10 protein-coding genes are annotated in these 12,032 nt (G+C 69.0%); 3 read left to right on the top strand and 7 right to left on the bottom strand.

All coding sequences use genetic code 11. The features are described from left to right. Positions 1 to 5: 5 nt before the first annotated feature. The 4 genes from AC4D12_RS10485 to AC4D12_RS10470 all read right to left on the bottom strand — a co-directional run bounded on the left by AC4D12_RS10485 (position 6) and on the right by AC4D12_RS10470 (position 6,880). Positions 6 to 3,425, bottom strand: coding sequence for an error-prone DNA polymerase (locus AC4D12_RS10485; protein ID WP_490949865.1), 3,420 nt, complete (start codon positions 3,423 to 3,425; stop codon positions 6 to 8). 90 nt (positions 3,426 to 3,515) lie between these two features. After that, a complete protein-coding gene (locus tag AC4D12_RS10480) occupies positions 3,516 to 5,141 on the bottom strand; it encodes a DNA polymerase Y family protein (RefSeq protein ID WP_490949864.1) in 1,626 nt (541 codons plus the stop codon). Next, a complete protein-coding gene (imuA', locus tag AC4D12_RS10475; RefSeq protein ID WP_490949863.1) occupies positions 5,138 to 6,001 on the bottom strand; it encodes a DnaE2-dependent mutagenesis accessory factor ImuA' in 864 nt (287 codons plus the stop codon). Before imuA' ends, AC4D12_RS10480 begins: the two co-directional genes overlap by 4 nt. A gap of 486 nt (positions 6,002 to 6,487) precedes the next feature. Continuing rightward, positions 6,488 to 6,880: a DUF5997 family protein gene (locus tag AC4D12_RS10470; RefSeq protein WP_490949862.1), complete on the bottom strand. Its 393-nt coding sequence runs from the start codon at positions 6,878 to 6,880 to the stop codon at positions 6,488 to 6,490. A 67-nt stretch (positions 6,881 to 6,947) separates the two neighbouring features. Between AC4D12_RS10470 and AC4D12_RS10465 the strand changes: the two genes are divergently transcribed. After that, a complete protein-coding gene (locus AC4D12_RS10465; RefSeq protein ID WP_490949861.1) occupies positions 6,948 to 7,664 on the top strand; it encodes a LysR family substrate-binding domain-containing protein in 717 nt (238 codons plus the stop codon). Here AC4D12_RS10465 and AC4D12_RS10460 read toward each other — a convergent pair. Both AC4D12_RS10460 and AC4D12_RS10455 read right to left on the bottom strand, forming a co-directional pair. After that, complete coding sequence (locus AC4D12_RS10460; protein WP_490949860.1) at positions 7,661 to 9,061, bottom strand: GntP family permease; 1,401 nt, start codon at positions 9,059 to 9,061, stop codon at positions 7,661 to 7,663. The two genes, AC4D12_RS10465 and AC4D12_RS10460, sit on opposite strands and share 4 nt — an antisense overlap. A gap of 39 nt (positions 9,062 to 9,100) precedes the next feature. Continuing rightward, positions 9,101 to 9,616, bottom strand: coding sequence for a gluconokinase (locus AC4D12_RS10455; protein WP_490949859.1), 516 nt, complete (start codon positions 9,614 to 9,616; stop codon positions 9,101 to 9,103). Between the two features lie 178 nt (positions 9,617 to 9,794). Between AC4D12_RS10455 and AC4D12_RS10450 the strand changes: the two genes are divergently transcribed. Further along, positions 9,795 to 10,607, top strand: a complete 813-nt coding sequence (locus AC4D12_RS10450) for a FadR/GntR family transcriptional regulator (protein WP_490949858.1) — start codon at positions 9,795 to 9,797, stop codon at positions 10,605 to 10,607. A 164-nt stretch (positions 10,608 to 10,771) separates the two neighbouring features. On the opposite strand, the gene AC4D12_RS10445 is transcribed toward AC4D12_RS10450, so the two are convergent. Then, positions 10,772 to 11,266 (bottom strand): Dps family protein, encoded by a 495-nt coding sequence (locus AC4D12_RS10445; protein ID WP_490949857.1) that lies wholly within the window; start codon positions 11,264 to 11,266, stop codon positions 10,772 to 10,774. A gap of 207 nt (positions 11,267 to 11,473) precedes the next feature. On the opposite strand from AC4D12_RS10445, the gene AC4D12_RS10440 reads away from it, so the two are divergent. After that, on the top strand, positions 11,474 to 12,019 hold the full coding sequence (locus AC4D12_RS10440) for an SRPBCC family protein (RefSeq protein ID WP_490949856.1): 546 nt from the start codon (positions 11,474 to 11,476) through the stop codon (positions 12,017 to 12,019). Positions 12,020 to 12,032 lie beyond the last annotated feature (13 nt).

Here is a 12,032-nt window from a genome sequence, read left to right as displayed (position 1 = left end):
GCCGGTCAGCGGAAGTCGCGGGACTTCGTGGTCGCCTTGAGTTGCAGCACCTCGATGCGGTCGGCGACCACATTGACGATCCCCTCGGCTGAGCGTTCCAGGATCCCGCGCACGATCACGCTGCTCGCCTCGCGGGCCACGCGGCGGTGCCGCTGCCAGACTCCGACCGAGCAGATCACGTTGACCAGGCCGGTCTCGTCCTCGAGGTTCATGAACGTGATGCCGCTCGCCGTCGCCGGCCGCTGCCGGTGCGTCACCACCCCCGCCACCTCGACCCGCCTCCCGGATTCAGCCGACTTCAGTTCGACGGCGCTCAGGGCACCCCTGCGCCTCAACCTGGCGCGGACGTGCCGCACCGGGTGGTCGTCCGGGGTGATGCCGGTGGACCACAGGTCCGAACCCACCTTGTCGATGTCCGAGAGCTCCGGCAGCAGCGGCGGCTGGATGTAGACGGCCGTCCCCTTGATCTGGCCCTCCCGCTCCGTGGAGGCCGGCCCTGCGTTCCACAGGGCCTCGCGGCGGCTCAGACCCATCGAGTCGAACGCCCCGGACGCCGAGAGGGCTTCGAGCTGACCCGCGTTGACCCCCGTGCGGCGGGCGAGGTCCGGCATGTCCTCGTACGGCCCGTTCTCCTCCCGTTCGGCGACGATCCTCTCGGCGAGCTTCAGCCCGAGACTCTCCACGCTCGCGAGGCCGAGCCGCACCGCGTAGTTACCGTCGCGCCGATGGGGCGTGGAATCGAACGGGGTGTCGCGATCGAAGTACCCCACGGGCGGCTGCTCGTCCTCCAGGCAGCACGCCATGCCGGTGGCCCGCTCGCGGGGATCCTCCGGCGGCTCGAAGCCCTCGAGGGGTTCGAGGTCCGCGTGGACGCCCGAGTGGAGGATGTCTGGCCGGAGGACGACGGCCCCGTGCCGCCGGGCGTCCGCCACGAGGGTCTGCGGCGAGTAGAAACCCATGGGCTGCGCGCGCAGCAGGGCCGCGAGGAACGCACCCGGGTAATGGAGCCGCAACCACGCGCTGACGTACACGAGGAGCGCGAAGCTGATCGAGTGGCTCTCGGCGAACCCGAAGTTCGCGAACGCGTGGATCTTGTTGTAAATGGTGTCCGCGACCTCACCGGTGATCCCGTTCGACTCCATGCCCTCGTAGAGCTTCGCCTTGAGGGAGTCGATCCGCTCCTCGCCCCGCTTGGACCCCATGGCCCGGCGCAGCACATCGGCGTCCGCCCCCGAGCAGCCGCCCACCACCATGGCCATCTGCATCAGCTGTTCCTGGAACAGGGGAACGCCGAGTGTCCGCTCGAGGACGGGCTTGAGGTCGGGGTGGATGTACCGGACCTCCTCCTCCCCGGTCTTCCTCTTGACGTAGGGGTGCACGGCGCCGCCCTGGATGGGCCCCGGCCGCACGAGGGCCACCTCGATCACGAGGTCGTAGAACTGACGGGGCAGCAGGCGGGGCAGCATGCCCATCTGCGCGCGGCTCTCCACCTGGAAGACGCCCACGGAGTCCGCGAAGCACAGCATGTCGTAGACCCCCTGCTCCTCCTTCGGGATGGAGTGCAGTTCCCACCGCTCCCCGAAGTGCCGTTCCACGAGGTCGAAGTTGTACTGGATGGCGGCGAGGATCCCGAGGCCCAGGAGGTCGAACTTCACGAGGCCCATCCACGCGCAGTCGTCCTTGTCCCACTGCAGGACCGTCCGGCCGTCCATGCGCCCGTGCTCGATCGGGCACACCTCGCCGACCGGGCGGTCCGTGAGCACCATGCCCCCGGAGTGGATGCCCATGTGTCTCGGGAACTTCAGGACCTCCTGTGCCAGGCCCACCACGGATTCCGGGATGTCGTGGTCGTCGCTGGAGACCAGCCCGCCCCACCGCTCGATCTGCTTGGACCAGGCGTCCTGCTGGCCGGGGCTGTGGCCGAGGGCCTTCGCCATGTCCCGGACGGCGAACTTGGGCCGGTAGGTGATCACGTTGGCCACCTGCGCGGCGTTGAAGCGCCCGTACTTCCGGTAGACGTACTGGATGACCTCCTCCCGGCGGTCCGAGTCGAAGTCGACGTCGATGTCCGGTTCCTCGTCGCGCATGCTCGAGAGAAACCGCTCGAAGGGGAGCTGGTACTTGATGGAATCGACGGCGGTGATCTCCAGGAGGTAGCAGACCGCCGAATTGGCCGCCGAGCCCCGCCCCTGGCACAGGATGCCGCAGCGACGCGCATAGTGCACGAGGTCGTGGACGATCAGGAAGTAGCCCGGGAAGTTCTTGTCCTCGATGACGTCGAGCTCCCGCTCGATCCTCTCCCGTACGTCCTCCCGCCCACCGTAGAGCTTGTCCGCCCCCCGCCAGACGAGCTCGCGGAGGTAGCTCATCTGCGTGTGGCCCTCCGGCAGGTCGATGTTCGGCAGCCCGGGTTTCACGCTGCGCAGGGTGAAGGAGAGATCGGCGGCGATGTCCACCGTGCGCTCCACGGCCCCGGGGTAGTCCCTGAACCGCCGTGCCATCTCGGCGCCGCTGCGCAGGTGCGCAGACCCTGCGGCGGGGAGCCAGCCGTCCATCTGATCGAGGCTCCGGCGGGCCCGCACCGCGGCGAGTGCGGAAGCGAGCCGGTGCTGTTTCGGGGTGGCGTAGTGCACGTTGTTGGTGGCCACGGTGGGCAGCTTCAGGCGCTGCGCGACGGCGGTCAGGGCGTCGTTGTGCGCGGAGTCCAGCGGGTTGCCCTGATCGATGAGCTCGACGGCGACCGAGTCCCTGCCGAACAGCTCGACGAGCGCACGGACCTCCGCCTCGGCCGCGGCGTCACCTTCGGCCGTGAGCGCCGAGCGGACGGTGCCCTTCCGGCAGCCCGTGAGCACCATCCACCTGCCGTCGGCGTGGGCGGCGAGGCTCTCGAGGTCGTAGCGGGGCTTCCCCTTCTCGGCGTCGACGGCGAGCTGGGCATCGGTGATGGCCGTGGACAGGCGGTGGTACCCCTCGGATCCGCGCGCGATGACGAGGAGGTGCCGCCCCTCGGGATCCGCCTCACCGTTCTGGGGTTTCGTCAGTTCGAGGGAGAGCTCCGTGCCGTACATGGTGGAGAAGCCCGGGTACTTCTCGGCCGCCTCGGCGAAGTGCACTGCGCCGTACAGGCCGTCGTGATCGGTGAGGGCCATGCCCGAGAGGCCCAGCCGCTGGGCCTCCTCGGCGAGGTGCTCGGGGCTCGAGGCGCCGTCGAGGAAGCTGAAGTTCGAGTGGACGTGCAGTTCCGCGTACGGCACCACCGGGCCCTCGGGCGCGGATGCCTCAGGCGGTGCCGTGTACGGCTGCCGCTTCCGCGACCACGCGGGGCTGTCCCCGCCGTCCGCTCCGAGAGGGGGGGAGCCGGGGCGGGTGTCGGACAGGTTCCGCTCGAAGTCCGACCACGGAATGGGTGGGTTGTTCCAGCCCATGGTGCTTCCCCGTTCGGATCTCGTGTGTGCGTGCGTGTGTGCGGTGTCGTCTGTGCTCCGGTGCTCCGGTGCTCCGAGTCAGCCGTCGGGTCAGTCGTAGCCGGCCTCGACCCACCACGCATGGTCCTCGAGCAGGAGCAGCCAGGCGGAGCCCGACCGGTCCACCACTTGGAAGCGGTTGAGGACACGGCCCTTCGGGTCCCACCAGCGTTCGTTGATGGGCCAGGGTCCGGTCCAGGAGTGCACGGTCCGGCGGTCGTCGTCGGGCCCCGCACTGAAGAACGCAGGGTCGGCGCTGAGGACGCCGCGGGGGTCCACGTCCACAGGGTTGCCGCGGGAATCCACGACGACGGCGGGCACGGGATGCGCGAACACCGTGGCGGGTGCCGGTCCGGGCACCCGCCCGGGCCAGGGCTGCTCCCGGTTCCTGACCGAGGCCTTCCCGGACTGCTGCGGGTCCGACGGCGTGTCCCCCCACGGGATGAACACCCGGCGGTCCGCGAGCAACCGCCCGCCGGCGATGATCGCGGTGAGCACGGCGCCGTGCCCGAGCATGCTCTGCACGCGGGCGAGCCCGTGGTGGATTCCCTCATCCGGTCCCGTGCCCCACAGGCCGTCGGCGTGGTCGGCGAGGTCCTCGACGATGTCCGGGACCACGTGGACACGGCTGATGCCGGAGGTCAGGCCGTGATCGGACGCGTTGGTGCCCTGGAGCTGCCAGCGCACGCGGTCCACGACGTCGTCGGCGTCGAACCAGCGCGGATGCTGCCAGCGGCGCTCGGAGACCTCCCCCGATTCCGTGTGCAGCGAGACGTGCAGGGCGCTGCACACCAGCCCCGCGTCACGGAGCGCCCCCACGAACTCCTCGGCCTTCGTGCGGAACGCGAAGGCGAGCTGGTCGATACGGGCGAGCGGGGGCTCGAAATCGGCCTGGGTGTCCAGGTCCGGTGGCGGTTTCCGCGCCACGACGTTCCGGTGGTCGAGGCCGCTCGCCTGGCGGTGCGCGATCGCCCCCTCGATCCCGAAGCGGTTCCGGACGTCCGAGGCCTTGAGCGCCGCGAAGTCGCCGAGGGAACGGATACCCAGGCGCTTCAGCAGGACGGCGAGTTTCGGTACCTCGAGGATCTCCAGGGGGTAGCTGCTGAGGAACAGGGGCGAGCGTCCGGGCGGGATGACGACGAGGCGCTCGGTGTCCAGCTCCTCCACCTGGTCCGTGGCCTTGGCGGCCTGCTCGGCGGCGAACGGACCGTCCGCGATGCCGATCCGCACGTCCGTGAGCCCCATGGCCTCGAGTGTCGCGAAGACCACGTCCGCCGCCTTGTCCTCGCCGCCGTAGTAGCGCGAGGGCCCCTTGACCCTGATGGCGCACAGTCCGGGCCGGATCACCTGGACGCCGGGCATGATGGTCTCCACCGCGGCGGTCACCGGTTCGAAGGTGCGGTCGTCCAGGGAGGGATCGTAGGGCAGGCACACCAGTCCGGTGCTGCGTGCCTGTGCTTCGCGGATACGCAGACCCCTCTTCACGCCGTCCTGGCGAGCGGCGGGAGAGCAGGCGAAGACCTCACCCCGCTCCACGAGCGCGAGTGCAGCGTCGGTGGGCAGGGCGTGCTCGCGGAGCGCTGCGGTGATGGGCCAGTCGGGGCACCAGAGCATCATGATCCGGGTGGCCGTGGGTGCGGCAGGCGTCAGGGACGGAACCGACGGGGACGCGGTCACGAGGACTTCACCAGTAGCGGCTCGAACAGGCCGGGTGCGGCGTCACCCATGGGAAGGCCGGCGGGAAGGCCTGCGGGGACCCCGGCGGGGACCCCTGCGGGGATTCCGACGGGCGTACCCGCCGGGTGCGACGCCGCCGGTTCCACCGCGGCCACGCCCTGCAGATCCGTGAGCCCCACGTAGGCGTGACGGAGCCTGCCCGAGGGTTGGGTCGCGGTGATCTTCATCCGGCGTCCCCGCAGGTGTCCGGTGCCTGCGCCGAGGCCCTCCCAGGCGCTCTCGGCGACGCCGAGCGTCGAGTCGCTCTGCTTCCAGGCACCCAGCGTGATCAGCGCTGCTCCCCGTTGGCGGAGCCTGGCCTTGAGCCGGGCCCATTCCGTGGGGGCGAGGTGTTCCGGGGCGCGGGTGAGGACGATCGAGACGACGTCCACGAGTGCTGCGGTGACCGTGAGCCACTGGCTTCCGGGATCGGGGATCAGGATGAGGCGTTCGAGATTGATGCCGAACCCCTGTGCTGCCTCCACGCTGAAGTCCGGGATGCCGATGACGCTGCACCAGGAGCCCGTGGACGACGGGCCCGCGAGCAGGGCCATGGCGAGGGTGGTGGAGTTGCGGACGGCGTAGGAGCCACCCGATTGCAGTCCGCCGCCGGGCAGGATCCGCGCCAGGGCCGGAACAGTGGGCAGTCTCCGTGAATCGAGGGTGGGAGCCTGCATGCTGTTGATGCGGGACTGGAGATCCTGTGCGACATCCCCGCGGCCACGGGTCGCGGAGGTGCCGGGGGCGTCGGGACGTGGCGCTTCAGCGTCGGGGTACGGCTCATCCCACTCGAGGGCATGGCCGGCAGCTGAGGGCGTCACCCACCAATATTCGAATACGTGTTCGATTAAGTCAATCGGCGCGCCTTCGCAGGAATTCGGCACTTCCATGGTAGGCGCGCGCCCGGATCACGAACGCGCACAGGGCTTTCTCAGAGCCTGCGCGGCGTGAGGCGACGGGCCATGACGTCCTCCGGAGACACGGGACACAGGACACAGGACACGAGACACGCCGGGCACGGGGACGTGCCGACATACAGGGGCACAGGGATGTCGCCGATACGGACACACGGAGACCCGCCGACACACAGGAACGCTGGAGGCACGCTCAGGGACGCACGCCCAGGAGCCGCTCACGGGGGCACGAGGACGGCGCCGTCGTGCCCCGGCGCGTCTTTCCACACCGAGTCAGGGTCGACGGAAGAGGACCGGCTTTGTTCGCCGGCGCCGGACCAAGCCTCAGGGCCATGCCGCTGGGTCGAGCCGCCGGACGACTTGCCGGACGACCCGACGACCACTATCCGATGATTACTCGGTGTCGGCGGTGGTGCTCGCTGCGCGCTCCTTGACCCGTGCGGCCTCCGCGCGGACGGCGGCCTGCGTGGACCGCTCCGCGACCAGCCAGGCCGGCGGGTCCTGCAGCAGTGCCGTGATCTGCTCGCTCGTGAGGGGATCGGTGACCCCTCCGCGGGCGAGACCGCCGATGGAGATCCCCAGCTTCTGCGCGACGACGGGGCGGGGATGCGGGCCGGTGCGGCGCAGTTCGGCGAGCCACTCGGGCGGGGTCTGCTGGAGTTCGTTGAACTCGGCGCGCGTCAACTCCGTCTCCTGGAACTCCTGCGGAGCAGCGGGCAGGTAGATCCCCAGTTTCTTGGCCGCGGTGGCGGGCTTCAGCGTTTGCGGCGTCTTCGAGGGAGTCATCCTCCCAGCTTAACGGGCGGACCCGGCCCATCCACCCGCCGCAGGGCCCGGAGGCTACTGTGATGAGGTGCACGCCGACCAGTCCCGATCCCTGTCCGTCGGCTTCGTGCCGGGCGTGACCCCCGGGAAGTGGGTGGCGCGCTGGCGTGAGCGCCATCCTGACGTGCCGCTGGAACTCCACCAGCACGACGACGATCCCCTCGCCGCCCTGAGGGCCGGATCCGACGACGTCGCCTTCGTCCGGCTTCCCGTGGACCGGGCCGGCTTCCATCTGATCCCGCTCTACGAGGAGCAACCCGTGGTGGTCATGTCGCGGGAGAACGAGCTCTCGCTGTACGACGACGTCCCGGCCGAGGAGCTCGACGGCGAGACGCTGCTCGACGTCGTCGCATGCGGGGGTGCGCGGCTGGCCGTCGAGGTGGCGGCGTCGGGTGCCGGCGTCGTCGTCCTGCCCATGTCGCTGGCCCGCCTGTACGCGCGGAAGGACGCCGTGCACCGTCCGGTTCCCGGTGTCGCGACGACCACCATCGGTATCGCGTGGCGTGTGGAGGACGAGTCCGACGACGTCGAGGAGTTCATCGGAATCGTCCGGGGGCGCACGGCGCAGAGCTCCCGGCAGCCCTCCCAGCGTGAGGCGCCGAAACGGTCCGCGGCGCAGAAGGCCGCGGCGAAGAAGGCGACGGCCAAGGGTGCGAGCGGGTCCGCGAATCCGAGGGCGGGCCGTCCGAACACCCCCGGGACGAAGCAGGGTGGGCCTGCAAGGTCCCGGGGGAAGCGTCGCTAGCCCACGGAGGCGAGGGCGAAGACCCCGGCGGCGATGACGAAGCCCATCAGGCCGATGGTCGTCTCCATGACGGTCCAGGTCTTCAGCGTCGTCTTGACGTCCATGTTGAGGAACCGGCCCACGAGCCAGAACCCGGAGTCGTTGACGTGACTCGCCACCACCGAACCACCGGCGACGGCGACGACGAGCGCTGCGAGCTGCAGGGCGTTGTAGTCGCCCGCCGCGATGGCGGGTGAGATCAGGCCGGCCGCGGTGGTCAGCGCCACGGTGGCGGAGCCCTGTGCGATGCGGAGGATCGCGGCGATGAGGAACCCGGCGAGGATGATCGGGATGCCGAGATCGCCCAGGACGTTCGCGAGGGCGTCACCGATGCCGCTGGTCCGGAGCACTCCACCGAACATGCCGCCGGCGCCCGTGATGAGGATGACGGAGCAGACCGGGCCGAGGGCGGATTCGAGCGTGCTCTCGAGGACGGTCTTGTCGATGCCACGACGGCGCCCCAGGACGTACGAGGCCACGAGCAGCGAGATCAGCAGCGCCACCGGCGTCTCGCCGAGCGTGCGGAGGAACTGGAACCAGCCCTGTTCGGTGAGGGTCTCGTCGAACGCACCTGACCGTGCGGCGGTGTTGAGCCCGGTGTTGAGGAAGATCAGCAGGAGTGGCAGCAGCAGGATCCCGACGACCGTCCCGAACTTCGGCGGGTTCGCCTCGGCGTGCTCGTCCGCGGTACCGAGCAGCTCGGGCACGGGTAGCACGTACTTCTTGCCCGCCCACAACCCGTAGAGGTAGGAGGTGACGTACCAGGTGGGGATGGCTGCCACGAGGCCCACCATGATGACCACGCCGACGTTCGCGCCGAAGAACTCCGATGCGGCCACGGGTCCCGGATGCGGCGGTACGAAGATGTGCATGACGGAGAAGGCGCCCGCAGCCGGGAGGCCGTAACGGAGTACGCCGCCGCCGAGGCGCCGTGCCACCGAGAACACCACGGGCAGCATGACCACGAGCCCGGCGTCGAAGAAGATGGGGAACCCGAAGATCAGGGAAGCGATGCCGAGCGCCAGGGGCGCCCTGTTCTCACCGAAGACCCTGATCAGGTAGTCGGCGAGCACCTTCGCTCCACCGCTCGTCTCCACCAGGCGGCCGAGCATGGCGCCGAGCCCCACGAGCAGCGCCACCGCACCCAGGGTGGAGCCGAAGCTGCCCACGAGGACGGTGACGATCTGCGAGGTGGGGATGCCCGTGGCGAAGGCGGTCGCGAGGCTGATGAGGATCAGCGACACGAACGCGTGGATGCGGAGCTTGATGATCAGGAAGAGCAGGGCGAGGATCGCCGCCGCGGCGATCAGGAGGAGCGGACCGGCGGTGAGGCTCTGGGTCCAACCTTCGATGGGCATGGAGGTTCCTTCGGTGGGGACGGGACGATCGGGGGGTGGTCAGGTGCTGCGGAGGTCGAGCTCGGAGACGACGCGCTCCGTGACCTCGTCGGGGGTTCCGATGTTCTCGATCTTCACGCCGTGCTCGTCGGGTTCCAGTGGCTCGAGCGTGCTGATCTGCGAGGGCAGGAGGGACTGCGGCATGAAGTGGCCGGTGCGGGTCTTCATGCGGTCGAGGATCAGGTTCGTGTCCCCGATCAGGTGGACGAAGCTGGTGGTGCCCTCTGCCTGCGTGAGGACGTCGCGGTAGGAGCGCTTGAGGGCCGAGCAGGTCACCACGGTGCTCCGACCGGCCTGCGCCTGCTCGGTCATCCACGCCTGCATGGCGTCGAGCCACGGCCAGCGGTCCTCGTCCGTCAGGGGGGTGCCGGCGGACATCTTCTCGATGTTGGCGGCCGGATGGAACTCGTCCGCCTCGGCGAAGACCCACCTCAGGCGCTCGGCGAGCCGGGTGGCGATCGTGGTCTTGCCGGATCCCGAGATCCCCATCACCACGATGTGGCGCGGTGTTCCCATGCTGACTCCTTCGTCGGTGCACTCGATGCGTGCTGTGCGCTGCATCACGATTCGGCAAAGGTATCACCTTTGATTTCTGAAAAGTAGTACCTTTCGAAGCCCGGATGATCGCCCTAGGGTGGGGTGATCACCCTCTGCCGTGCGTACATGGCGGCCGACGTTCTCCCGGAGGAGGAGCATGACAGCGCAGTCGATGCCCCCGCTCCTGCCTGCGGGCCACGGGGAACAGAAGGAACAGAAGGAACAGGCGGCGGGAACGACGCCGACAGCAGGCACGTCGTCATCGGCCGCTGAGGCGAAGGGACCCGCGACGGCGACGGTGTTCCACACACGGATCATCGATGCCCTGGGTCAGGACATCGTGGACGGCGTCATCGCCGCCGGGTCCCGCCTCACGATCGAGGGACTGCAGCAGCGGTTCGGTGTCTCACGCACCGTCGTCAGGGACTGCATGCGCGTCCTCGAGGCCATGAACCTGATCGTCCCGCGGCGGCGTGTGGGGCTCGTGGTCCAGGCGCCCTCGCAGTGGAACGTGTACGAGCCGCGCGTGATCCGCTGGCGCCTGAACGGGCCGGGCCGTGATGACCAGTTCCGGTCCCTCACGCAGCTGCGGCGCGCCGTCGAGCCCGTCGCGGCGGCGCTCGCCGCCGAGAACGCCACACCCGCCCAGAGGGACCGCCTCGACCACCTGGGCCGCGAGCTGCGCCGCCTGGGCGAGAGCGGCGAGCTGGAGACGTTCCTTGAGATCGACATCGAGTTCCACGCCCTGATCCTCGAGGCCAGCGGCAACGAGATGTTCGTCGCGCTGCGGCAGGTCATCGCTGAGGTGCTCTCGGGGAGGACTCACCAGGGCCTCATGCCGCAGAATCCGAGGGAGCACGCCCTGCACAGCCACGAGCAGGTGGCCGCGAATGTCCTCGTGGGGGACGCTGCCTCCGCCGAGCAGCACATGGCATCCCTGCTGGCGGAGGTCCGGAGCGCGATCACCTGACCGAGGTCCGTACGTGGCCCGACGCCGGGACGCGGCGGCGCTCGAACGCGATGCACCGGGACTGCACCGGGACTGCACCGGAACGCGACGAGGGAGGCACCCTCGGGTGCCTCCCTCGTCCTGCGATCCGTGTGCCCGTGATCGGGCGAGATCTCACACCGTCGTCAGACGGTCGCGTGCTCGGTTCCCACGGGGGTGACGACCTCCGCCGTCGGTTCCATGTTCTCGGCGTCGACCATCCAGGCGTACTGCTCGAGCTTGCCGATGAAGCCGTGGAGCAGGTCCGCCGTGGTGGGGTCCTCCTCGTCGATCTGGTCGTGGACGTCGCGCATGGTCTTCACGGCCGCGTTCAGCATGTTGACCACGAGCCCCACGGTGTCCTTGGTGGACACGAGGCCGGACGGGAAGGGCTGGATCTTCGTGCCCTCGGCCACGGCCACGCTGCGGCCGTCGGGTACGGCGTGCAGGGCGCGCATGCGCTCGGCCATCTCGTCGGCGAAGGCACGGGCGTCGTCGATGATCTCGTCCAGCTGCAGGTGCATGTCCCGGAAGTTCTTGCCGACCACGTTCCAGTGGGCCTGCTTGCCCTGCAGGTGGAGTTCGATGAGATCGACCAGGACGGCCTGCATGTTGTCCGTGAGGGTGGGTGAAGCCTTCATGAATCCTCCAGTGCTAGAGAAAAATACGCCGCCCGGCCGAGCACATGACGTACCGATCAGAACCGGGTGACCTTCTTTCACCCTAGACCCGTGCGTTGGCCAAATCCAACCGGTTCGGCCTACGCTAAGGGAACTTACGGTTTCGGTCACAATGCTGTTGAAGAACGGCGTCGTGGCGCTTCCGGAGTCTCTACGAAGGAGAATCTTTTGGCTTCAGTTCAGGAATCGATCGACGTAGCAGTACCGGTCACCACGGCCTACAACCAGTGGACGCAGTTCGAGAGTTTCCCGCAGTTCATGGGCGGAGTGGACTCCATCACCCAGACGTCGGACACCCACACGCACTGGGTGACCAGCATCGGAGGCGTCAAGCGCGAGTTCGACGCCGAAATCACCGAGCAGCACCCCGACGAGCGCGTCGCATGGAAGAGCACGGACGGCGAATCCCATGCGGGAGTCGTCACGTTCCACCGTCTCGACGACAACCTCACGCGGCTCATGGTGCAGATCGACTGGCACCCGGAGACCTTCACGGAGAAGATCGGGGCCGTCGTGAATGCCGACACCGCCCAGGTGAAGGGTGACCTCAAGCGGTTCAAGGACTTCATCGAGAAGAGCGGCGGTGAGACGGGTGCCTGGCGCGGCAACGTGGAGGCCCCGCCGACCGGCGGCTCCGGCGGATCGCCGGCGAACGGCTCGCTGCCCGACGCATCGACGAACGACCCGGATTCGGGTGGGCCCCGCATCAGCTGATGCGTTTTTCATG

It is taken from the genome of Arthrobacter sp. TJ-266, from assembly GCF_058269115.1.
Note: the sequence above shows the minus strand (reverse complement) of the source record. Positions and strands in the feature narration are given on the sequence as shown.